The 23,252-nt window shown below is 36.6% G+C and carries 22 protein-coding genes; 9 read left to right on the forward strand and 13 right to left on the reverse strand.

What is annotated here, in order from left to right; translation table 11 throughout:
• Window positions 1-45 precede the first annotated feature (45 nt).
• The 3 genes from ACR30L_RS11815 to serB all read right to left on the reverse strand — a co-directional run bounded on the left by ACR30L_RS11815 (window position 46) and on the right by serB (window position 6,230).
• Complete coding sequence (locus ACR30L_RS11815; RefSeq protein WP_435234455.1) at window positions 46-4,179, reverse strand: hypothetical protein; 4,134 nt, start codon at window positions 4,177-4,179, stop codon at window positions 46-48.
• Window positions 4,180-4,314: 135 nt separating this feature from the next.
• Window positions 4,315-5,139: a GGDEF domain-containing protein gene (locus ACR30L_RS11820; RefSeq protein WP_435234456.1), complete on the reverse strand. Its 825-nt coding sequence runs from the start codon at window positions 5,137-5,139 to the stop codon at window positions 4,315-4,317.
• A gap of 44 nt (window positions 5,140-5,183) precedes the next feature.
• Window positions 5,184-6,230: a phosphoserine phosphatase SerB gene (gene serB / locus ACR30L_RS11825; protein ID WP_435234457.1), complete on the reverse strand. Its 1,047-nt coding sequence runs from the start codon at window positions 6,228-6,230 to the stop codon at window positions 5,184-5,186.
• A gap of 132 nt (window positions 6,231-6,362) precedes the next feature.
• Between serB and ACR30L_RS11830 the strand changes: the two genes are divergently transcribed.
• Complete coding sequence (locus ACR30L_RS11830) at window positions 6,363-7,001, forward strand: AhpA/YtjB family protein (protein WP_435234458.1); 639 nt, start codon at window positions 6,363-6,365, stop codon at window positions 6,999-7,001.
• 116 nt (window positions 7,002-7,117) lie between these two features.
• On the opposite strand, the gene sodB is transcribed toward ACR30L_RS11830, so the two are convergent.
• On the reverse strand, window positions 7,118-7,699 hold the full coding sequence (gene sodB / locus ACR30L_RS11835; RefSeq protein WP_435234459.1) for a superoxide dismutase [Fe]: 582 nt from the start codon (window positions 7,697-7,699) through the stop codon (window positions 7,118-7,120).
• A gap of 346 nt (window positions 7,700-8,045) precedes the next feature.
• Between sodB and grxD the strand changes: the two genes are divergently transcribed.
• From grxD to ACR30L_RS11855, 4 genes are all read left to right on the forward strand, one after another.
• Entirely contained in the window at window positions 8,046-8,369 is a 324-nt protein-coding gene (gene grxD, locus ACR30L_RS11840) for a Grx4 family monothiol glutaredoxin (RefSeq protein WP_435234460.1), read from the forward strand.
• Window positions 8,370-8,474: 105 nt separating this feature from the next.
• Window positions 8,475-8,993, forward strand: coding sequence for an RNA methyltransferase (locus ACR30L_RS11845; RefSeq protein ID WP_435234461.1), 519 nt, complete (start codon window positions 8,475-8,477; stop codon window positions 8,991-8,993).
• A gap of 219 nt (window positions 8,994-9,212) precedes the next feature.
• A complete protein-coding gene (locus ACR30L_RS11850) occupies window positions 9,213-9,521 on the forward strand; it encodes a DUF496 family protein (protein ID WP_435234462.1) in 309 nt (102 codons plus the stop codon).
• A 76-nt stretch (window positions 9,522-9,597) separates the two neighbouring features.
• Window positions 9,598-10,368: a 4'-phosphopantetheinyl transferase family protein gene (locus ACR30L_RS11855; RefSeq protein ID WP_435234463.1), complete on the forward strand. Its 771-nt coding sequence runs from the start codon at window positions 9,598-9,600 to the stop codon at window positions 10,366-10,368.
• An 80-nt stretch (window positions 10,369-10,448) separates the two neighbouring features.
• Here ACR30L_RS11855 and ACR30L_RS11860 read toward each other — a convergent pair whose 3' ends face one another.
• The gene (locus tag ACR30L_RS11860; RefSeq protein ID WP_435234464.1) at window positions 10,449-10,739 is read right to left on the reverse strand and encodes a PilZ domain-containing protein; all 291 of its coding nucleotides are present in this window, start codon (window positions 10,737-10,739) and stop codon (window positions 10,449-10,451) included.
• A gap of 133 nt (window positions 10,740-10,872) precedes the next feature.
• Window positions 10,873-11,277 carry a thioesterase family protein gene (locus tag ACR30L_RS11865; protein WP_435234465.1) on the reverse strand — a complete coding sequence of 135 codons (405 nt, stop codon included), beginning with the start codon at window positions 11,275-11,277 and terminating at the stop codon, window positions 10,873-10,875.
• A gap of 98 nt (window positions 11,278-11,375) precedes the next feature.
• On the opposite strand from ACR30L_RS11865, the gene pdxH reads away from it, so the two are divergent.
• On the forward strand, window positions 11,376-12,029 hold the full coding sequence (gene pdxH / locus ACR30L_RS11870; protein ID WP_435234466.1) for a pyridoxamine 5'-phosphate oxidase: 654 nt from the start codon (window positions 11,376-11,378) through the stop codon (window positions 12,027-12,029).
• Between the two features lie 94 nt (window positions 12,030-12,123).
• On the opposite strand, the gene aroG is transcribed toward pdxH, so the two are convergent.
• Both aroG and ACR30L_RS11880 read right to left on the reverse strand, forming a co-directional pair.
• Complete coding sequence (gene aroG / locus ACR30L_RS11875; RefSeq protein WP_435237902.1) at window positions 12,124-13,176, reverse strand: 3-deoxy-7-phosphoheptulonate synthase AroG; 1,053 nt, start codon at window positions 13,174-13,176, stop codon at window positions 12,124-12,126.
• Window positions 13,177-13,395: 219 nt separating this feature from the next.
• The gene (locus tag ACR30L_RS11880) at window positions 13,396-14,319 is read right to left on the reverse strand and encodes a LysR family transcriptional regulator (protein ID WP_435234467.1); all 924 of its coding nucleotides are present in this window, start codon (window positions 14,317-14,319) and stop codon (window positions 13,396-13,398) included.
• 308 nt (window positions 14,320-14,627) lie between these two features.
• On the opposite strand from ACR30L_RS11880, the gene ACR30L_RS11885 reads away from it, so the two are divergent.
• From ACR30L_RS11885 to ACR30L_RS11895, 3 genes are all read left to right on the forward strand, one after another.
• Window positions 14,628-15,842 (forward strand): pyridoxal phosphate-dependent aminotransferase, encoded by a 1,215-nt coding sequence (locus ACR30L_RS11885; RefSeq protein WP_435234468.1) that lies wholly within the window; start codon window positions 14,628-14,630, stop codon window positions 15,840-15,842.
• 267 nt (window positions 15,843-16,109) lie between these two features.
• Window positions 16,110-16,742, forward strand: coding sequence for a DUF975 family protein (locus tag ACR30L_RS11890; protein WP_435234469.1), 633 nt, complete (start codon window positions 16,110-16,112; stop codon window positions 16,740-16,742).
• A gap of 408 nt (window positions 16,743-17,150) precedes the next feature.
• Window positions 17,151-18,203, forward strand: coding sequence for a DNA-methyltransferase (locus ACR30L_RS11895; protein ID WP_435234470.1), 1,053 nt, complete (start codon window positions 17,151-17,153; stop codon window positions 18,201-18,203).
• A gap of 79 nt (window positions 18,204-18,282) precedes the next feature.
• Here the strand turns inward: ACR30L_RS11895 and ACR30L_RS11900 are convergent, their stop codons facing one another.
• The 5 genes from ACR30L_RS11900 to ACR30L_RS11920 form a co-directional block, all read right to left on the reverse strand.
• On the reverse strand, window positions 18,283-18,522 hold the full coding sequence (locus tag ACR30L_RS11900) for a hypothetical protein (protein ID WP_435234471.1): 240 nt from the start codon (window positions 18,520-18,522) through the stop codon (window positions 18,283-18,285).
• Entirely contained in the window at window positions 18,509-20,494 is a 1,986-nt protein-coding gene (locus ACR30L_RS11905; protein ID WP_435234472.1) for a hypothetical protein, read from the reverse strand. Before ACR30L_RS11905 ends, ACR30L_RS11900 begins: the two co-directional genes overlap by 14 nt.
• 2 nt (window positions 20,495-20,496) lie before the next feature.
• A complete protein-coding gene (locus ACR30L_RS11910; RefSeq protein ID WP_435234473.1) occupies window positions 20,497-20,865 on the reverse strand; it encodes a hypothetical protein in 369 nt (122 codons plus the stop codon).
• Window positions 20,866-20,870: 5 nt separating this feature from the next.
• Window positions 20,871-21,917 (reverse strand): hypothetical protein, encoded by a 1,047-nt coding sequence (locus tag ACR30L_RS11915; protein WP_435234474.1) that lies wholly within the window; start codon window positions 21,915-21,917, stop codon window positions 20,871-20,873.
• Window positions 21,918-22,019: 102 nt separating this feature from the next.
• Entirely contained in the window at window positions 22,020-23,201 is a 1,182-nt protein-coding gene (locus tag ACR30L_RS11920) for a hypothetical protein (RefSeq protein ID WP_435234475.1), read from the reverse strand.
• Window positions 23,202-23,252: the final 51 nt, after the last annotated feature.

A 23,252-nucleotide genomic window follows, 5' to 3' on the forward strand; every position in this document is an offset into this window, starting at 1 on the left:
AGCCTAAATAATAAAAGCTGACCCATTAACAGCGCTTCAACATGCTTATTTATGTTTAACGACTTCTTTTTTAGGTATTTTCACCCAAGCGCCATTTGCACTGTAACTATCAAACCACCATTTACCCCATTTAATCAATTGTGTTGCAATCCATAGGGACCAAGCCAACATCACTATTCGATACAACCAAATAGGTAAACTGTAAATAGTTACGAGAGGCAGTTGTTGCGCGACCATTTTATCCTGGAAAAAACGAAATAAATGACCATAACTTCCATTACCAACCACCTGCATATCTGGACTTGATAATAATCCAATTGGTATTGATACAAGTAATGAAGCAATACAAATAAAGGTCAACACGAATAAACTAACTTGAATCGCATTAAACAACCAAGGACGCAGAGAAGACGGTTTAATATATTGCTTACGTAATGCCATTGCAAAAAAGAATAATGCTGTAATAACAACCCCATAAGTATTTACCGTAGAAAAACCAATCCCTAATAATCCCCATCCAATCGAACTAATTGGCATATTCAATTTTAATTTTCGAGCAATAAAAGGTAACACTATGGCACCGAATAAAATAACAAAAAGTACGCCCCAATAAAGCATGGAAGCTCCGAGCGATGGTCCATTGATATATATCAGCCAACGGTCATTCACTAAATGATATTCAATATTAATATTAACGGCTTTGCCCGGTAAGGTAATCTCAGCACTGGTATTAGCCCAATTAAGTGGTACTCGTTGTTCAAATTCAAGCTCTATATGTTGTGTGCCAGGGTGAAGTTGAACAATCTGGCGATGGCCTCCATTAATGTTCATTTGTTTACCATCGTGCAATAAAGACATCACATTAACATCTGGCGCCAGCACGATTTCATAATCAGTCCCTTGACTGGCTAATACATTAAGCGTCAATTTTGACTGTTGTACATTTTTACCCGAATATTGCACTAAAGTTGCTGACTCTGTTGTAAAAACATCCCCCTTTACCCCTTCAGGACGGCTAACATTAATAGTAAGCAGATCGCCAGGCCATGGCATCCAGTTAGGTTGCAATGTACCTAAATCCTGTTCTGACTTTATTGCAGAGATACCAGAGAAACTAACATTCCACAAAGAGGAGGGAATCACTCGCCAATTTTCAGAATAGTTCGTATTATTTGCCGCTTGTAACGTTATTATATTCTCAATCGGAAGCGATGATTGCCAACTAATGGTGCGTTTGTTTTTGGGGATTTGAACATTAACTTGACCGCCTTCAACAATAGGATAAGCAGATAATACCTGCTCACCATCGAGTAGCTTAATATTAAAAACGCCACTTTGATCAATTGGAGCAACTTTTTCCACCCGTGTATTGACTGTCCAGCGTTTACCCAAGTTAATCGTTCTATGTACGATTGCATATGGCTTGATTGCTAACGGCGTTAAAGTATTCTTAGCACCTTGATTAACCCCTTCTTTAGACGTCAAACCAATACTGTTATTGCTTACAACACCATTTCTTACGCCATCAATTAACCATAATGGCGCATCAACACTAAAGTGATGGATATTAAAAGGTAAATTAAGCGTCATTTCAGTATTTATCATCGCACCTTGCATTGTGACTGTGTGCTTTCCCTGAGATAGATAAATCATCAATCGATTGTTTATCATACGAGTAATCGCCGTTTCCCCATCCACAAGAATCTCTTCCGGTGTCCATCCATTGCCAGCAGAAGGTAATGGAAGAGCAATATCTGCATCAGCAAATGCAGTAAAATGTAAATGTAATTGATCCGCTGTCACCACTAAATGCCCATTATCTAACGCTGCGCATGACGGCAAACACAGTGGTGCAACCAATAATTTTTTTTCGTATTCCTGTAATAAATATTCAGGTGGATATTCAGCTTTGTCCGGTAATGCTACTGCGGCGTGAACAGGCGGAGAAAAAATAAAAAAACTAACCGTAAATAAAGAAAATGCACTCATAAGCATCAATATAAAAGCGCTTACCGTTGACGAATGTTTACCTTTGACTTTTGGACCTTTATTGACTTCATGCTTATTCAGACCAAACGAACCTGTTTCAAATAACGCTCGCAGAAGAAAACTTGCCATCAAGGCGATTAATAACACGTTGATAATTCGCCAAATGGCCGTTAACAATGGTGAAGAAAGCCATAATTTGATCTGTTGCTCCTGGGTAATCATACCCGAAGCACGAATAGTTAATCGATTCCACGTCCATGTAGGAATACCAGGTCCAGTCTGAACTCGATCATTTTCCCCTACCTGATATAAATCTTGTTTTTCATAAAAAGGATCATAACTAGAGATTTTCTTACTAAGACGCGTTTTCTTGATTCGTTCCGGACTAGGTTCACTTATCGCACTGATTGAGCTGAGTTCTTCGCTAAGCATATCGTTATCTGCAAGTGGCATAGAATGTAAATTACTTTTTACATAATCAGGATGAATACCTTGTTTTTCTAAGGCTGGATACACAGCTAATCGCAAGGAACTAATGGTGATACTAATAAGTACAATAATCAACATGCTCGCGGGTACCAGCGAAAACCAACTTAACCAAATTTTATATTTCCCAATTGGCAAACGAATTAATGCGATAAGCCCTAATAGGGTTGCCCATAAAAAATTAGGCGCAAGTGTTTCATGAAAGGTCAATACTAAGGTCACGACCATTAATCCCGCCCCTTTTAAACCAATAAATTTATTCGCTACTGCAATCAAAACCATTAACCAAAAGATATCCCATAAACTCCATTTTTGAATCCAAGTACCGTCAATTCCATCGACACCACTCGCATAAATTGCCCGCCATCCAGGTGGCAGATGAATATTAGCAGTTAACCTTGCCGCATCGGTTTGCCATCCAATAGCATTTATCCGATCAATTTTTTCAATCGAACTCACTGCCTGTAAATTTATATTTGGACTGCGAATTTCTACACCTTGATTACCTGCATCATTGGTGATTAGCACAGGCGAATCATTCACCGTTGCGCGACCTAATTGGACACTTTTATCGGCATTTAAACGCCAGCCTTGATGCATTTTCCCTGTAATATTATCTTTACTAATTGCATCTTGACCATCAAAAGATAACCAAATATCGCGATTAATATTAATCACATTTCGATCACTATTCGCTTCACTCTGCACTATTGTAGAAAAGGTTAATTGTTGAGATGGTTTCAATCTATAAGTGGGGTAGGTTTTCCATTGCGCAGGTATATCAAACAATGACGTATCAATACTATTTACACCACCTACTTTAACTTCTCGAATATTTGAATTGGCAATAAAGGATATATATTCATCTTCCGGCCATTCAGGAGAGACTTTATTTGTCGAAATAGTTTTAATATTGGTATTGAAACGACTGCCAAGTGTTATTTCATAAATGCCCGGTTTGACCTGAACACGTAACATGCCATCTTCTTCAAGTCTGGCTGGAAGTGCCGAATTTAAATAAATACTTTCACTATTTGGCAGAGATACTTGGCCAATATTCACTTCTCTTGCTTTGCCGCTAACAAATAATTTAATAATCGTCGTTAAACGAATAGGAACACTATCTTGAATCGCTCTAAACACTTGTATTTTTAGCGAATTTTGATTCTCAGTTTGAGAAATATTTTTACTAACCGATAAGATAAGGCGGTTGTTAATAATATTAACAGGTAATGCTTGATTATTTTTCGATAATTGAACTAATCCAATAGAATCAGGTAACGTTAACTGAGCGGGTACAGATGCCCATAAAAAGGATCCGCGAATAATATTGACACCACGATGTAAATGAATTTGTGGCGCACCATTAATATCACTCACCGCAGCTTGTTGACCATTTATCGTGATATTAGTCGGCCAATTTTGCTTACTCCCAGGCAATCTTAGCATTTCTTCTTGGCTAAATAATTGAACAGATAATTCAAATTGCATGCCTGCTTGAGTTATCTTACCGATAAATTTACTCGGCCAACTACATACCTTTTTGTGGCTCGCAGATATTTGCCAGGGACAATTGAAATCAGAATGACGATCGATAACCCACTCTTTCCAATGGGAAGAAGAAACTTGCTCGGAAAAACTAGGTAACGAAGAGAGCAGACTAAATACTGTAAATAGTATCATTATGGTATGTTTAAATCGCATCGAAAGATCCCTATTGCATATGCATTGATAGTAAGGATATAGCATAACAGCTTTAGATTTGATTTATAATTTCGTTTTATAATGAAAAGTGGAGACTGGAAAGCATTTCAGTGGAAGATAATATATTAGTTTAAATTAATATGACACGCGATTACGCCCTTCTTCCTTAGCTATATATAAATTTTCATCGGCACGCACAAATAGGGTTTCATCTGACTGACCGCAATCCAAGTAATTTGCGACACCAAAACTACAAGTGATATCACGAGAAAGGAAAAAGGTATCATTAATATGAATATCATCACCATCGACCATCTCTGAACGAGATAAATCAAAGGCCGTTATTTTATTTAAACCAAAATGTCCTATATGCAATCGATCATCAATCGCAATTCGGATCCGTTCAGCAGCAACCACTGCATCTGCTAAATTGGTTTCAGGAAGCAACACTAAAAATTCTTCCCCTCCATAGCGATAGGCAATATCAGAAGGTCGAGTATTCTCAAGAATTAATTTCCCGAACAGCGCTAACGTGTCATCACCAACAGAATGGCCAAAGGAATCGTTTACCTGTTTGAAATGATCTAAATCACATATTATTAAAGAAAAATCTGAAATAACTTCTTGATAAATATCATCTTCTAAACAGGTTATTTTTCGTTTTAAAAACTCTCTATTTCTTAATCCCGTTAAGTAATCTAAGGATAAGTTATTTATTTCATTTAAATTTTTAGCCGCTAAGTCAAAACGTCCATCTGCTAAATGTTGGTTATGTGAATCAACAAAGGCATAATTCATAATATCGCGATAAAAAATATCGCACTGATCTTCCATTGAGTTTCGCCCTGAATCATTACAATCAGGGCTTTTAACAAAATTCAATAAACGAAAGAAATCATCGCCAAACCGATACCCTCGATCTATCGTAACGGTTTCACCATTTTGATCTAATACTTCCATATATGAATTTACACCTATTACGATTTAATTGAGTCCATCTAACCTTAAGCCCAACTATTATCCTGATGAGCGGCACTTAAAATACACAGTGCACCTTGAAGATCTGTATGGTTAATTGAAACTTCAGCTTTTTCTTGAACAATCGGTTTGGCATGAATAGCAATGCCCATACCAGATGCAGATAACATCAATAAATCGTTTGCACCATCACCAATTGCCACGGTTTGTGACATCGGAATATCAAATTGTTCCGCCAACTCCGATAAAGTGCGCTTTTTAACGTCAGCATTAACGATTTCACCGGTCACTTCACCGGTTAACATGCCATCTTTTATTTCTAAGGAATTAGACACTGCCGCATCAAAACCGTGATCTTGTTTTAATCGATCAGCAAAATAATTAAAACCACCCGAAGCAATAGCAACCTTCCAACCGGATTTTTTTAAATTTTTAATTAATGCCAATAGCCCAGGCATTAACGGCATATTATCTGCGACATCTTGTAAAATACTAACAGGTGCGTCTTTAAGTTTACCTACTCGAGTACGTAAACTCTGATTGAAGTCTAATTTTCCTTGCATTGCCAAGGCTGTGACAGCGGAGACTTGCTCGCCAACACCGTATAAACGTGCAATTTCATCGATGCACTCAATTTGAATCGTTGTAGAATCCATATCCATCAATACAAGACCGGGCTGACTCCAATCTGGAAACTGAGGCATTAACGCAAAATCTATTACTTGTTGTTGACAGAATTGGGCTAAACTTTCTTTCAATCCAAGATTTTGATTACTCAATGCCAAACGTATAACAACTGTATTTTCAATCAACTCTGGCGAATACAAACGTACTGTTTGAGTGCCTTCTTTATCTAGTAAAGATAACAACCCCATTAATTGCTCACCGAGAAACTGCTCTGCAAAAACAATTAATGATGAAGATTCATTGAATGTATTTGATACTGTCTGGGTAAATCGGCCATTTTCGTAAAACAATTCGTTTAGTCCTGTAACATGCTGTTTTACATTATTTCTCCACTCGATTAATGATGAGGAGTTTGATTGAATTAGAAGATTTTGTACTATTTCCACTGTAGAATACCTATATATGTATAAATAACTAACTCAATTACGCCTTAAATGCGGTTAAGTATTAGAAAAAATGAATACAAGATAACTATTGCGATCTGTCATTGCAAGTGAGTTTGGAAGGAATAACCATAAATGATGAAAAAATTGTATTATCTATTACGCGCATTACAAATAGTTGGCTTGTTTATTGTTGTTGGCGTAATTATTTATCAGTTCAGTATGTTAACAACGACATCTAATGAAATTAAATATCAGCAAACCCAAAAATTTGCTGCATCTTTGAGTCATTTAGCAGCAGCTGAATCAACCCGTTACCTTATCAAAAAACAAGATAAAGAACTGGCACTTCTTATTAATAATTTAGGCCATGATCCTATCGTAAGAGATGCAACGATCTATGATAATTTAGGTCAAATACTTTACCAATCGGAAGGCGTATTACCCCTAGAGAACATCCTTCAAATAAATCAAGACGATGCTGTACCAATTTCTGGTGTTGTTCCTTATGTTTCTGAACTTTATGATGGAGATAAAAAGATTGGTTATATTCGAATTACACTAGAACAAAAAAAGATCCTGAACTTAATTAAGGATTATCAAGACAAGAGTATGTCAACGATGGGCTTACTATTAATGTTGTCTTTCCTTGCCGGGTTAATTCTGATGGCACTCTTTTTCAGAAGGCTCGAAACAGCTTACTATTACTTCAGCAAAGCGATTTGCCGTTTATATATAAAAATGAAATCGTTCTCGGGCCATTACACAAAATAAAACCTAAGCAACAAGTTAACAGCATCCATTACATAATGATTTGCCATCCATTTTCGATAGGCGAAAAAAAACCTTAATAAAATTATTAAGGTTTTAAAATTATTTAATGTGATTTATTAAGCAAAGTTTTTTGCTACGAAATCCCAGTTAACTAAAGCCCAAAAACCATTTAAGTAGTTTGGACGCACGTTACGGTAATCGATATAGTAAGCGTGTTCCCATAGATCAACAGTTAATAAAACTGTAATAGATTCGTCAGTTAATGGTGTAGCTGCATTTGATGTATTAACAATTTCTAATGCGCCATCAGCTTTTTTAACAAGCCATGTCCAAGATGAACCAAAATTGTTCACTGCTTTATCGTTCCAAGCTGCTTGGAATTCAGCAAATGAACCAAAACTTTTAGTAATTGCGTCAGCTAGTTCACCCGTTGGTTCTCCACCCGCATTAGGAGCAAGACAATTCCAGTAAAAAGTATGATTCCATACTTGTGCTGCATTATTAAATACAGGGCCTTCACTTGATTTGATAATATCTTCTAAAGATTTGCTTTCTAAATCAGTCCCTTCGATAAGACCATTTAATTTTTGTACGTAAGTTGCGTGATGTTTACCGTAGTGAAATTCTAGAGTTTCAGCTGAAATATGTGGTTCTAATGCATCTTTTGCGTAAGGTAAAGCTGGTAATTCAAAAGCCATGATTTTAATCTCCAAATGAAATGTTGGCATTTATTTATAGACTTAAAAACACATTAAATCTTTAATATGTTTTACTTTTATTTCAATGCGTTGAAATATCGAAAAATAAAAATTTATCGATATTTTGTTATGAAAATAAAGATTTGTTTATAAATAGATTCTCACTAATAAATTGATCTAAGTCAATATATATATTATAAAACAATAGCGAAGCGCGTATTGAATTTTTAAGTTCCTTGATTACACCATTTAATAACGGGTAAGCTAGGGTACACATAAATATACTCTAACGACGTGAAAACCTCTATATTAAGTCGTTTAAATATAAATAAAGAATGGATAAATAATGGAAACTCTAGATAAAATTAAAGAACAAATCAGCGAAAACACAATTTTACTGTACATGAAAGGCTCACCAAAATTACCAAGCTGTGGATTTTCAGCACAAGCATCTCAAGCATTAATGAAATGTGGTCAACCCTTCGCTTACGTAGATATTCTATTAAATGCAGATATTCGTGCCACATTACCTGAATATGCACAATGGCCTACTTTTCCACAACTTTGGGTAAACGGTGAATTAGTTGGTGGTTGTGACATTATTTTAGAAATGTTTCAACAAGGTGAATTACAACCATTAATTAATGATGCTGTCGCTAAAGCAAAATAGTTAATTAATCAGCCTCTTCATGGGGCTGATTTCCCTTAGCTCTCTTGACCATTTTATTGCTTATCTTTACTCTATAGCCCTCTCTTTTCTCTCAAAGTAAACACAATGCCTGAACAACAAATAATAATTGGGTTAACAAATCCTAAAAGTGCGACAAATGTTGGCGCAATTATGCGCGCAGCGGGTTGTTTTAACGTAAATAGCGTACTTTATACGGGAACCCGATATGATCGCGGGGTAAAACTTAATACTGACACTAAAAAAATATCTTCGACGATTCCACTAACACCGGTCGATGATTTACTTGCGAATAAGCATCCAGACACAAAAGTGGTTTGTGTTGATTTAGTCGAAGGTGCCACGCCTCTGCCCACATTCCAACACCCAATCAACGCACTCTATATTTTTGGACCGGAAGACAATACGATCAAACAACAGGTAATTAATCAAGCTGACCATGTTGTTTATATACCAACAATTGGTTGCCTTAACCTTGCCGCAAGCGTTAATGTTGTTCTATATGATCGCATAGCGAAATCAACCACACATCATACGGATAACGATTTAATTCGAAGTAGTCGGGACACCAATAATCGAGTAAAAGTCAAACAACACAATCAATAAATACCACTTCTAAATATCTGATGGCATGTACAATTATTATCACAATTGATTAAACTATCGACCAATCCACACAGAAAATAGAGGTAAAACATAAATTCAGAAAATAAGGCTCCCGTTAGCTATTACAATATGTATAATGATTTTTCTAAAAATATTAAGCGTTATTGCCATACACAATAACAATTTTTGACATTTATAATTACTAAGAAGGTGAAATTTATGGGTAATGTACTTGATGTGGTAAAACACACTCGCCAAAGAAATAAATTAAAACGTGAAATTTTAGATAATGAACGCAAAATCCGTGATAACAGAAAACGTGTTGATCTACTTTCAAATTTAATGGACTACATTAAACCTGATATGAGCCATGAAGACATTACTAGCATTATCAGAAATATGTTATCTGACTACGAAGATCGTGTTGATGATCTGATTATTAAAGTTGCTGAAATTTCAAAAGAACGTCGTGAAATTAATAAACAGCTTGTTTCCCTAAGTGCCGAACTGGAACAGCAATCTAAATAATGTTGCAGATATAATAAGAGATAGTTTATCTATCTCTTATTGACTTTAAATTAGCTAGCAACCAACGGATTTTTTTGTGTTCTTTGATGTAACAATCCCCAAACAACAGCTTACTTCCAATGATGTTCATTTATGGACAATCACACCGGATAAGATTTCATCGCTAGAGCAACTCTCCGCTTTAAAGTCACTGCTCAGTCAAGCTGAAATAGAAAAAATTCTTAATTACCGTCAGCATAAAAGCCAGCATACCGCTATTATCACCCGCGCTTTTGTTCGCACAGTATTAGCTTTGTATCTTGATTGCCAACCTCATGAGCTTGAATTCACAATTAATAAGCATGGCAAACCAGCACTTAGTAATACTTCCGTTCCGTTAAAGTTTAACTTAAGTCATAATGATCAATTAATAATTTGCAGTGTGTGTTTAGCGCATGATATTGGTTGTGATGTAGAAAATATCAGCAGAAAAATCAGCATTGATAGTATTGCTAAACGTTATTTTTCAAATCAAGAAGCAACCTCTTTACTCTCTTTACCTATCGATAAAAAGCAACAACGATTTTTTGAATATTGGACACTAAAAGAAGCTTTTGTCAAAGCGATGGGAATTGGAATTAGTTTTGGATTAGATACATTCAGCTTTCATATAAATTCATCTGCGACAGCTACGTTTAATGATAATATCACTTTAAGCATGGCCGATAAACACGCATTATCAAGCGATGCAGTTTGGTATCATTGTTTAATTTATCCTGACTCGGACCACTGCATTGCTATCAGCGTCAACCCTAAAACACTGGGTTCAGCTATCAACATAACACAATTTAATGCAGATAATTTTTGAATAAAATATAAATAGCAATAAGACATCGAATTTTAATAATAGTTAAAAAACAATGCCTCAATAAAAAACACTTCCGTCAATTATTTAACCTTTAAAAACTCCGTCGCAACAATAAACATCCCATCTTCTTCACTCACTCTGACAATACGCGCTTCTACATCTAAAGGAGGAAAACGAGAATCATGCGTGCTTAATACAATTTGTACGATATCCTCGGGATTTAAATAAGCTTCATTTAACTCAACTAACATTCCTGTGCTGCTTAAATCTTTACAAGTTCCCTGCAATTGCGTGTCACCAATTGTTATTGTTGCAGCAGCTTCAATCGCCATACGTCGAAAATCACGTCGTTCGTCATTTGTTATCAACACATATCCTCCCTAAATTTTATTATGATTAATTACACTACCTAATAAATTTAAACATTAAAAAGAAATCCGCAAGTAAATACATGAACTTATTTTATCTTTGTGAAAATTAACACTAAAACAGCGGTCAATGAGACTAACAAGATAGGACTAACTCTTTATATATCTCCTCGGGAATCGGCTGTAATTGTTTATTCTTATCTAAACACACCATTTCTATATCAGCTATAACAGCGGCTTTAGTTGCATTCTCACGCCAAACTTCCTGACGCCATAATGTTTTAAATTTTCCATCTAACTTGAAGGTGGTTCGAATATCACAAATGTCAGCAAACTCAACACCATCTTGAAATGTCATATTGGCTTTGTAAACCGCAAATCCGAGATGTTTTTCACGCCATAAACGATCTAACCGACGACTATCAATCACATGCTCTCTTGCTCTTTCAAAATACTTTAAAAAATTAGGATGATAAACGACGCCAGAATGATCGGTATCTTCATAATATATTTGCACTGCATGATGGTAAACTTTACCCATTAATTATTCTCTCGCTAAAATAACTGAATTATTCGACAAAATTTCTAACAAATTATACACTTCGAATACTCCGATATTAATTAAAATAAGAAGATAGCATGTCACTTATCAGTAAAATACGTTGCGCTTTGACCCTTGGCCAAGGACTACTCATCGAAAACAAAACATTAACAACCACTGATGATCCTATTTCGTTTTTTAAGGCATGGCTTAAGGAAGCTGAAAATTCAGGTATTATCCTACCAGAGTCAATGACGATTGCCACTAGTACACCTCAAGGGCGACCTTCATCACGGGTTGTACTTTTAAAAGAAGTGGACCAAAAAGGATTTGTTTTCTTTACTAATTATGGCAGCCATAAAGCACAAGAATTAGAACAAAATCCATTTACTGCGCTGCTTTTTCATTGGAATATGCTACAACGACAGGTACGTATTGAAGGCAAAGTTGAAAGAATTACAACTGAAGAGTCCAATGCCTATTTTCAAACCCGTGGCAGAGGAAGCCGAATAGGCGCATGGGCATCGCATCAAAGCCAAGAACTTGATAACCGTGAAACCCTCGTACAACGAGTTAAATATTTCGAAGATAAATTTGCAGGAAAAGAAGTGCCTTTACCCGAATTTTGGGGAGGTTACCGTGTTGTCCCTGAACGAATCGAATTTTGGCAAGGTAAAGCAGACAGACTTCATGATCGCTTTATTTATGAAGCATCAGAAAATGGATGGGAAATCAAACGTTTAAACCCATAGAAAATTAACTCTTCAACAAATTTACCAATAAAAAAACACTGCAAAAGCAGTGTTTTTTTATAGTGTAATCAATCCATCATTGGACTAATTAATATTAGCCACGACGCGCTAATACTGCAGTAGACAAGTCCGACAATAATTTCTCTGTATCAACCCAACCAATACATGCATCTGTAATACTTTGACCATAAGTCGGTGCAACACCTTCTTTCAGATCCTGACGACCTTCAATAAGATGACTTTCCACCATAACACCAGAAATCGCTTTATCACCACTAGCAATCTGCTGACAAACGTCTGTACAAACTTTCATTTGATTTTCAAATTTTTTCTCTGAATTCGCATGACTGAAGTCAATCATAAGTGTTTCATCAAGACCTGATTTTTTAAGTCCAGCTTTCACCTTCGCAACATCTTCTGCACTATAATTTGGTAATTTACCACCACGTAAAATTAGATGACAATCCGGATTACCCGTTGTTTGGACAATTGCACTGTGGCCAAATTTATTAACCGATAAAAAATGATGAGAAGCATTTGCAGCACCAATCGCATCGACAGCCACTTTAATTGTACCGTCAGTACCATTTTTAAATCCTACTGGACACGAAAGACCAGAAGCTAATTCACGGTGAACCTGTGACTCTGTAGTACGTGCACCGATTGCTCCCCAACTCATTAAATCAGCCATGTATTGTGGCGTGATCATATCTAAAAATTCAGTGGCAGCAGGTAATTCCATCGCATTAATATCTAACAATAATTTACGGGCAGTACGTAATCCTTTATTAATATTAAAGGTATGGTTTAATTCAGGGTCGTTAATCAATCCTTTCCAACCCACTGTTGTACGTGGTTTTTCAAAATAAACACGCATAACAATTTCTAAAGAGTCTTTATATTTTTCACGTAATGGAGCAAGTTTTTCAGCGTAATCTAATGCTGCTTTGGTATCATGAATTGAACAAGGGCCAATAATCACTAAGACACGGTCATCTTTACCGCTTAATATATTGTGAATGGCAAGACGCGCTCCAGAAACTGTTTTGCTAATAGCATGAGTTGACGGAAATTTTTCTAATAAAGCGATTGGGGGAAGGAGTTCTTTAATTGCTTTAATATGTAAGTCATCGGTATTAATCATTATTTTTCCCACGGCACTAATACGTGCTCAAAAGTTAGTTTTAGTTTTTATTATTGTTTACCCGCTCAAGGAGTGAAGTAAGTATCTACAATATTTTTTATGCGGTTTAATTTTTTTATTATTCTACTAACCAATATTGATTCATCGGTCAATAAATTAGAGAACTGTTGACCATAACGGAAAGCCGATTATCTGGCAAGCCGAAAAACACACAGTTTGACCTTAATCTTCGTTTGCGACTTTTATTCCCTTTAGGTGCGTAAAACAACTTTCTATCGCTGTCTTTATAAAATCTTGTAAATAAGGCAATGACTTTTGTTCTTCGCGTACAGCCGCATACAATGTCCCCCACACACCTTCTTTTCCTAAACGACGTGCGACAACATAATCTTTTTTCAGATATTCAAATAATGCCCAGTTCGGCAGTCCTGCTACGCCACGTCCACTCGCAACCAATTGCAACATCATAACGGTCATATCGGCATGACGGATTTTAGCTGGAGACACACCTTCAGGCGTAAGGAAATTATTGAAAATTTCGAGACGATCTTTTTCCACCGGATAAGTAATCATTGTTTCTTGGCTAAGATCTTCAGGTTCAATATAGGTTTTACTCGCAAGACGATGATGCCGGCTTAACGCCAACATTTGCTGATAACTAAATAAAGGAATATAACTAATGCCTTCTAATGGTTGAGGATCTGACGTAACTACTAAATCAAGGTTTCCACGTTTTAACGCAGGCAACGGTAAAAAACTAAAGCCACTAGAAAAATCTAATTCCACTTCAGGCCAATCATCTCGAAACTTATCTATCGCTGGCATTAACCATTGAAAACAAGAGTGACATTCAATAGCCATATGTAAGCGCCCAGCATCGCCTGAAACAAATCTAGCAAGGTCACGCTCTGCACTGCGAATTTCAGGTAATATTTGCTTTGCTAAATCAAGTAAACGTAATCCCGAAATAGTAAACCGAATGGGTCTTGATTTACGGATGAATAAAGAGCAATTTAACCGCCCTTCTAACTCTTTTAATTGATGAGACAACGCCGATTGCGTTAAATGCAATTGCCGTGCGGCTTCAACTAAGCTACCCGTATTATTCAACGTCGATAATGTTTTTAAATGTTTTATTTCAATCATAGAGAAGGATATACCCTTGATAATTCACTAGGCAAATTGAAATTTAGTGATACTAAATGGCTATATTATAATCAGTTAAAAACTATAAAACAGCCTGTCAAATGAGACAAAATGTAAAAAACAAATTCAGCATCACACCAACTTCATTCAATAATTTCAACAATACTTGAATTTTTTTAATAAAAAAAGCCACAACAACGCTTTATTTGCTTCACACAGTGTTCAATATCAGGTAATTTTACAAACCACTGTTTGTCGAGTGTGGTTTGTCCTATCAAATCCGTTTTCTTTTATGCTAAGAGGTTGTTATGTATTCCATTGAAAAGTCCCATAAATTAGATAATGTTTGTTATGACATTCGTGGGCCTGTACTAAAACAAGCCCAGAAATTAGAAGATGAAGGACAACGAATTTTAAAACTTAATATCGGTAATCCGGCTCCCTTTGGTTTTGAAGCCCCCGAAGAAGTTCTAATGGATGTGATTAAAAATCTACCGCAAAGCCAAGGATATTGTGATAGCAAAGGCCTTTTTTCTGCTCGCAAAGCAATCATGCAACATTACCAAGCAAAAGGATTACTATCGCTTGATACTGAAGATATTTATATCGGTAATGGGGTCAGTGAATTAATCGTTATGTCAATGCAAGGGCTACTTAATAATGGTGATGAATTATTAGTGCCTGCGCCTGATTACCCTTTATGGACTGCAGCGGCGAATTTATCAGGCGGAAAAGCGGTACATTACACCTGTGATGAACAAGCAGGATGGTTTCCTGATATCAACGATATGAAATCAAAGATCACCTCTAAAACCAAAGGGATTGTAATTATTAACCCAAACAATCCAACCGGTGCGGTTTATAGCAAAGCACTATTAGAAGAAATTATTGAATTAGCACGCCAGCATAATTTAATTATCTTCTCCGATGAAATTTATTCAAAAATCACCTACGACGATGCAGTCCACGTTCCGCTTGCTACGCTGGCTGACGATATTCTAATAGTTACCTTTGATGGTTTATCAAAATCTTATCGCGTGTGTGGGTTTAGGGTTGGATGGATGATGATTAGCGGCACAAAAAATAAAGCGCGGGATTATATTAACGGACTAGAAATTCTTGCAAGTATGCGACTTTGTGCCAATGTGCCGATGCAACATGCAATTCAAACCTCACTTGGCGGCTATCAAAGTATTAATGAACTGATTATCCCTGGTGGCCGTTTATACGACCAAACTCAAACTGCTTGGAAGTTACTTAATGATATTCCAGGAGTGAGTTGTACTAAACCCAATGGTGCATTGTACTTATTCCCTAAACTTGATCAGAAAAAATTCAATATTAAAGATGATCAACGCTTTGTACTTGATCTATTGATGGACAAAAAAATTCTAGTTGTTCAAGGAACTGGATTTAACTGGCATTCACCGGATCATTTTCGTGTTGTTTGTCTACCAAGGGTCGATGAATTAACCACTGCAATCAATAAAATTGGCAATTTCTTAGATACTTATACGCAGTAAAACACAGTCATAATAGATGATGAAATAACAAGTTTATATTTCATCATCTTACGTAGCTTCATTTAACAACGATCAGTGGTTTTCCATATTCACTCATGCTCAACTGACATTATTTTGTCTCTTCCACATTACAAAACTCAATTAACTTCCTGACCACAAAGTCCCGTGAAAATTAACAATAAGTGATGATTATTTAACTGTGGTATATTATGGCGATATTTATTTTACTCTTAACGTATTAATACAGCGAATAAAGCAGGAACTGTAATGAACAATTTATCGACAACGCCAAACCAAGAAATAACTGCCAAAGCAAGGAAGTCATTGCGTGGTAAATGGGCATTAGTAGTAGGTGCGACCTTGGTTGTTTGTATTCTTAATCTCGTGTTACAAAAAGTATCCCTTGTCGGCCCTGTTATTTTATTAATTATATCCGGTCCAATATCACTAGGATTTATTACGTTATACCTCAATCTATGTCGCAATAATAAAGCAGAATTTTCACATATATTTAGTGGCTTTAATCATTTCGTTACCGCACTCAGCGCTAAATTACTTATTTCAGTTATCGTTTTCCTATGGTCATTATTATTAATCATTCCAGGTATTATCGCGGCCTATGCATATTGCTTAACTTTTTATATCATCCATGATGATCCTTCAATTTCCCCTATTGAAGCTATGCAAAAAAGCAAAATGCTAATGGAAGGAAACAAATTAAAAGCCTTTTATCTAAGCTGTCGATTTATTGGCTGGGCAATACTCGCAATATTAACCTCTGGGATTGCTTTATTATGGCTTGCGCCTTATATAGGAATCAGCTTTGCAACCTTTTATGAAGACATTAAACAAGACTATAATGAACTAAAAGATGAAGAAACTGATACACTTATCTGTTAAGAGCCATTACTAGCAAAAATAATATCGTACAAATAAGGTTTTACATGGTCAATTCAACACAGCAGTCAATTTCCCAAGGTTCCGAAGATCAACCCACGTTATACTGGCACGATTATGGAACAACAAAAACAAACACTTGATTTAAAATGAAAAAATAATTTATTTTCATTTTTAGGACTTTAATTGGTACAAAGCCAATTTTCATATTTATCTATTTACGATTAAATCCACCCAAAACAACTGTTTTTATATACAGCCCTTTTGTGTTTCGATATACTTTTTATGTTTTTGATGCCTTGAGTACCTGAGACTCAGTTAATAGCTGAAGAGGAAGCAACAAAAATACAAGCAAGCTACCCTTGTAGCTTGCTTACTTATGTATTCAAGGCTCTTTTTATAGGAGCATAAATGGACGAACATATTTTACATAACGGGCAACTTCGCCTTATTAACGCTGATTGTTTAAATTATTTAAAAACCCTTCCTGACGACGCTGTTGATCTTATTCTTACCGATCCCCCTTATTTTCAAGTTAAAAAAAACGCTTGGGATAATCAATGGCCTAATGTTGAAACATTTTTAGCCTGGCTTGATGAGGTGCTTGTCGAATTTTGGCGAATATTAAAGCCAACAGGAAGTTTGTACCTTTTTTGTGGTTCCAAGTTAGCAACCGATACTGAAATGCTTATACGGTCGCGATTTGAAGTCCTCAATCATATTATTTGGGCAAAACCTTCAGGTGTTTGGAAAAGAGCCCATAAACCAAGCCTACGCGCTTTTTTCCCAGCAACAGAGCGTATTATTTTTGCTGGTCATTATGGTTCGGAAGGTTTTGCTAAAGGAGCAAATGGTTATGCAACAAAATGCAGTGAATTAAAAAAAGACGTATTCAAACCATTAATTGATTATTTTATTGACGCTAAACGTTCATTGAATATTTCAGCAAAAGAAATTAATGAAGCTACAGGCACTAAAATGTGCTCCCACTGGTTTTCGTCTAGCCAATGGAAACTTCCCAACGAGCAACAATATAATCAATTGCAACAACTCTTTGCTGCTCACAATGCGAAATTATTACGCTCTCATCCAGAGCTAACGAATGAATATTTAACACTGCAGTCAAAATTTCAAACACTGGTTCGTCAGTATGATGAACTGAAACAAGAATACAACAACCTAAGGCGCCCTTTTAAGCTTACATGTGATGTGCCATATACTGATGTTTGGACTTACGCACCTGTACAATATTATCCAGGCAAGCATCCTTGTGAAAAACCTGCACCTTTACTCGAACATGTTATTAAAACAAGTAGTAAAGAAAATGATGTGGTTTTATATGCTTTTATGGGTTCGGGATCGACTGGAAAGGCATGCTTAGCGCTTAATAGACAATTTATAGGAATAGAAATGGAGGAGGAGACTTTTACACAATCAAAAGCAATGCTTAAAAATATAAAATAGCAATTGATGCAATAGAGTCATAGCTGGAAGAGGAAAACCAAATATTAATATTTTCTGGTTTTCCTTTAATTGTTAACGGCTAACTAATTTCAACTTGCAGATAAGGTAAATCAGGCAATTTACTGACAACTTTTTCATCTTCAACTAAGACTTGATCACCAACGGCCAAAGATAAGGTTGCTGTGACCCATAGCTTGTAATCTCCCCATTGAACTTTTACTCGGTTAAGTGTTTCATCTAAGACTAATACTTCAGCACGAAAACGAACTGTATCAGTCAGGAGAGATTTAAATTGTTTGGTAATATTAACGGTAGCCATTATTAAGCTCCAATTTAACTGATTGAGATACATCGGTAATGGATTGAATAGGGATACTGTTGCTTAAACATAAACCGGTAATTGATTTATCGGTATAAACAATACGTACAATTTCCCCCGGTAATAACAATCCAAAATCAGAATCCGGTGCCAATAAAGGAAGGCTTAAACCAAGTATTTCTTGATCACCACTATCCCCCATCATATTACGGGCTAGTTCCATATTGACATTATGATCCTGCGATAGGTTACTCACAACGTCACTGCCTCGTACATCGCCTGCGGTACCCGATTTAACCACATCAGTGATGACACCATGTGTTTCTCCGCTGATTAATACTCGGTTTATCTCAGTGATTGTATTATCACTACTTGATTCAGTAATTACGTAATCGGCATTAATAACATGGTCGCATTGCTCATCCGTTAATGTATTCCAATTCCATGGACTGACTTTATAACGCGGTTGAACATCAAGACTATTGCCCGTTTTATTCGGCTGTAATATTGCGCCACTGGCTTGGGCTGCTTGTATTGCCATTTCAATAGGTGTTTTATTGAGGTAACTAAATGAATCAGGTGCCAATATCCATTCAGGTGTTAACGCTCGACTCAAGGTGAAATTTTCTTGAGTCAGTATGTCTTCTACTATTTGCCAAATACCCGTTTCATTTTCAACAGCGCCGCTATATAAATTCGCATAGGGTGAAAATAACCATTGAGTGTTGGTAACAGCTGTAAAAGTATAAGCATCGCTCGCAAAACTACTGGATCGAGAATATTCACGCAATACAAACAATAATTGATGACCATTTACATTGATTTCAAAGTTTGCTCGATACGTTAACCAGGTTAGGCTATCAGCACCAAGTAGTTGACCTTTAAAGCTCCAAACCTGCGAATCAATATCAAGTTCAAGAGAAGCACTTACTGGATGAATCGCGCTTTTTGTACCGTCATCAGCAATGTGATAAATACTTATTTCATTCATAATTATTAATGCATCCAGTTCAATTCGTAAGAATTCAAGAATACCGCTTGGATCCCATAAACTCAGGAAGTTTAATGGTGCGACTACTACAGGGGTGATTGGCTCAACGGGTTTTATTATTGTTGGTCGATAACCAACTGGCTGAACGCCATCTTCAAAATAGGACTTTTTATCGTATCGATAAGCAATTCCATCCTGAAATTGCGTTTCCCACTCTCTTCTTAATCTGTCTGCTTCCATCCATTTATTAGACCTTTCACAATCAGATCGCGCAGGGTATAAAAAGTCTGAATAAACCTTATTACTTACGTTATCGCCTGATAAAATTGAAAAGTTAACATGCTCATTAACATTGTCTAATTTATTGTTAATGGTGTTTGTGTCTTGAGATACATAGTCGCCATCTACCAACGTGATGCCGATTTTTTTGTTCTGACGCTTAAGTCCACTTGATATAGTGATAATACGTTGACCCAACTTATCACTATCAAAAATAGGAGAGGCCATTTCTTTTTTTAGGCGGGGGCTGTTCTCAAATTTAGAATCAAACTCTTTTCTTAATTTGTTACTAACGTTTGAGAATGATTTTGTTATATTTCGTATTCCACGCTTAACGTTTATATCCATATAAAATTCAGCGTCACTTAAACCATTAGATATAATTTCTATTTGTGGAGGTATAACGTTAATGATTGCGTCAGCGTGAACATTTGAAGTGGTACCAGACAGGCTGTTAGTCGCCACCATATCAATGATGATATCGGTATCAAAATCAACTGGAACGGCAAATTCTAACTGTCCATTGTCCTTCCATTCATCTGATAAATTTAACTTCCCTTGCTGGTTCCACCTATCAATAGGAAATAAAACCGCATCTGATAAAGGACCTTTAATCGTATTTCTTGCGGTTATATCAAAAACAGTCGCGTCGTTAGAAAAATCTAATATTCCGCTGTTTGTCCATCGCTTTTTAAAATACATAGTTATGACTCGCTAATAGTCCACCCGTTTAAGCGCAGTAATGAACCTTGATAAAGTGCTGTACTTGGAAGCTTAATATCAGCCGTGCTATCAGAATTACCAATAGTAAGATCAAACAACACGGTGTCAGAATCATTAACAACCTTTGCATTTGTTGCCGTTGAACTTAATAACACCATTGATTCATCTAAATCATTAAAGGTTAGAACGGCATTGGATATATCAGCCTTACAAGGGGTTGGAAAGATCAGTTCACAAATTACATCTTGCGCTGCATTATAAACGACTAACTTGCTACTCCCATTATCTATTGCGTCACAAATGACTTGTAACCGGGCATTCTTTAATTCAGTAGAAAGGATTAGAGACATAAGCATTAACTCCCATAAGGTGTGGGTGTTTGCCAATCTGCGGCAGCAGCTAAGTATTCCGGTGCTACTTGTTTGTTACCGTTATTGTACTGAGCCACAAATAAATATTTATTATCCATTAGTAAATGGTCGAACCGATAAACGCCACTTTCATTTGAATAAGTTTCATCGAGTAATTGACCTCCATTGGTGAAGCACAAAACACGTGTGTTAGGCTTTGGAACATCACTCACGGTAACCGTAGATTGATAATAACCAACTTTACGTTGTTCGCCGTTTTGTTTTATTAGACTATTATAATTTCCTAGCTTTCCTATTATCTTTTGTTCTGGCTTTTGCTCTAACACTAACAATTCATTTGACTGAGGGTTGGCTTGTGCACGTGTCAACTGGTGTGCCCATGTTGGTTTCGGTTGTGAATGTAAGCTTCGTAAAGATATTTCGTACTCGTCGGAGTTAATACGGGCGTTAATTTCATCCATGGTTAAAGGTCTATCGTACAGCGCACAATCAGAGCAATAAGTCCTGCCGTGTAGGTTGTAAATAGGATTGTTATAATAGTGAAACAAGCCTGGTGTAAAATATCGACCTTCAATCAGCAAATCGTAAGCGTCACCTGGGTAACGATATTTTACCACTCCATCCAAATACAACACTGTCTCATTGGTGGCACTCTCATATTGAAAAACAACGTGTCTAGGCGTATCAAAATAGTCTTTCGATTCTAAGTCTGGAACGACAAGTCCTGAAATGTACATTCTTGTATTGTCGCTGGAACTAGAAGCAACACCAACGGTCATTATAACTCGGTCGACGTTACCGTCTGCGCCACCACTTAACGAGTTGAAGCCAAAAATCCCACGGAAATCTTGCCCGTTAGTGTAGCCAGGATCGCTCATAACCCATAGTTCTACACATTTCGTATTCATCGGCTGAACTACGTATAAAGCACTATCACCGTCAGCTGAGCTACCGCTTTTATAACTTCCTAAATTCATGGTTGATGTCTTTTTATCGTAATCGTAAACAACACTTCCTGACCATTCGCTCATAGGATTGTTCTGACCACTAGCTTCGGCCCTGTCTTTATGTAGCGGCCAGTAGGCTATCAACCCGCTAGCCCCTAATATAATATCGCTCAGAAAAGCCATAACCTACACCTCAACAGTAGAAATATCGAATCCTATTAACGCTGCTGAATAATCAGAACGGTCGTCATAAGTAGCACGTAACATACGGAAAATTTTACCTGGAAATTCTGGTAAATTCTGCAAGTTCTTTCGGCTATACGTTGAGTGGTTAGCCAAAGGAAATACCATAATAGGTAGATAACCACGGAGATAACTACCCGACTCCATCACCATTGCTGGTTGATTGTTAATGTAAAACCCGTTATCAACAGGGTTTGGCATCGCTATAGAATCACTGCTATAAGTAGATAAACCTAAATGATACCAATTAGTCGTACCTTCTATTTGATGATATGGTCGAGCCAGAACTCGTCCTGTGTAATCGTTATTTCTAATCAATTGAGTATAGTATTCGTAACTGCTGCTTGCACCGTTAAATCTATTTTCATTAGAATCGGCTACAGTGCTTTTTAATCTATTCATCACGAAATGATATTCATCGGCTGGTCGAATAGAGTCGATATAACCTGCACAGAATAATGATTGCTCTTTACCCATTCCGTACTCAGGAGCGAAATAAATCATACGGTTATCACCTGTTAAATCCCATTTACGGTCACTGCCGTAACTACCAGCGGGCCAACGATGTTCGTAAATAGTGTCGTAGTTATCAATATCAGTAACATTTTCAACCATAGTGACCTTCATTAACGCTGCTTTATAATTACTACCATACCATCCACTAAAAGCAGTATTGTCTACTCGTAAACTCACTTTCCCCAGGTCCCCAGCTGGTTTAAATATACAAACATCACCGTCATTATTAGAATGCGTTAACTCCCAACCTAGCGGTGCTATTTTAATTACTACTGTGCCGCTTGAATCTGCCACTGGCACCGTATCTAACTCAAACCAAACGTCATTGTTAGTAACCTGCATTACTCTGTGTTCGCCGTTATAATCTGAAACGTCACTATCACTCACATCAAGAATGCTATCTACTTGATATGAGTGCCCCAAAGGTATACTAGCTTTAGCCCAACCTGTTTCAGCGTCGTAAACTAACGTAGAAGGACTTAACGCACCGAATCCGTTAACAAGGCAATCTTTTAAAATGTTAATCATACTGCCAGCTGTGGCGTCATAAGTTTGACTGGCGCCTTGCATACCTTCGTGATAAAACTTATTTGGATATGTTTTAGTCATTTCTATTTTATTCCTTACATATTAAATTATGTTGGTTCAAATTAATGCATC

This window comes from Psychromonas saccharinae, from assembly GCF_051201515.1.
Classification (GTDB): Bacteria; Pseudomonadota; Gammaproteobacteria; order Enterobacterales; family Psychromonadaceae; genus Psychromonas.

Bases quoted from the DNA above. Each gene is read 5' to 3' on its own strand.
- ACR30L_RS11815 (WP_435234455.1), bottom strand. From the start codon at position 4,179: ATGCGATTTAAACATACCATAATGATACTATTTACAGTATTTAGTCTG.
- ACR30L_RS11820 (WP_435234456.1), bottom strand. From the start codon at position 5,139: ATGGAAGTATTAGATCAAAATGGTGAAACCGTTACGATAGATCGAGGG.
- ACR30L_RS11830 (WP_435234458.1), top strand. From the start codon at position 6,363: ATGATGAAAAAATTGTATTATCTATTACGCGCATTACAAATAGTTGGC.
- sodB (WP_435234459.1), bottom strand. From the start codon at position 7,699: ATGGCTTTTGAATTACCAGCTTTACCTTACGCAAAAGATGCATTAGAA.
- grxD (WP_435234460.1), top strand. From the start codon at position 8,046: ATGGAAACTCTAGATAAAATTAAAGAACAAATCAGCGAAAACACAATT.
- ACR30L_RS11845 (WP_435234461.1), top strand. From the start codon at position 8,475: ATGCCTGAACAACAAATAATAATTGGGTTAACAAATCCTAAAAGTGCG.
- ACR30L_RS11850 (WP_435234462.1), top strand. From the start codon at position 9,213: ATGGGTAATGTACTTGATGTGGTAAAACACACTCGCCAAAGAAATAAA.
- ACR30L_RS11865 (WP_435234465.1), bottom strand. From the start codon at position 11,277: ATGGGTAAAGTTTACCATCATGCAGTGCAAATATATTATGAAGATACC.
- pdxH (WP_435234466.1), top strand. From the start codon at position 11,376: ATGTCACTTATCAGTAAAATACGTTGCGCTTTGACCCTTGGCCAAGGA.
- ACR30L_RS11880 (WP_435234467.1), bottom strand. From the start codon at position 14,319: ATGATTGAAATAAAACATTTAAAAACATTATCGACGTTGAATAATACG.
- ACR30L_RS11885 (WP_435234468.1), top strand. From the start codon at position 14,628: ATGTATTCCATTGAAAAGTCCCATAAATTAGATAATGTTTGTTATGAC.
- ACR30L_RS11890 (WP_435234469.1), top strand. From the start codon at position 16,110: ATGAACAATTTATCGACAACGCCAAACCAAGAAATAACTGCCAAAGCA.
- ACR30L_RS11895 (WP_435234470.1), top strand. From the start codon at position 17,151: ATGGACGAACATATTTTACATAACGGGCAACTTCGCCTTATTAACGCT.
- ACR30L_RS11900 (WP_435234471.1), bottom strand. From the start codon at position 18,522: ATGGCTACCGTTAATATTACCAAACAATTTAAATCTCTCCTGACTGAT.
- ACR30L_RS11905 (WP_435234472.1), bottom strand. From the start codon at position 20,494: ATGTATTTTAAAAAGCGATGGACAAACAGCGGAATATTAGATTTTTCT.
- ACR30L_RS11910 (WP_435234473.1), bottom strand. From the start codon at position 20,865: ATGTCTCTAATCCTTTCTACTGAATTAAAGAATGCCCGGTTACAAGTC.
- ACR30L_RS11915 (WP_435234474.1), bottom strand. From the start codon at position 21,917: ATGAGCGAATGGTCAGGAAGTGTTGTTTACGATTACGATAAAAAGACA.
- ACR30L_RS11920 (WP_435234475.1), bottom strand. From the start codon at position 23,201: ATGACTAAAACATATCCAAATAAGTTTTATCACGAAGGTATGCAAGGC.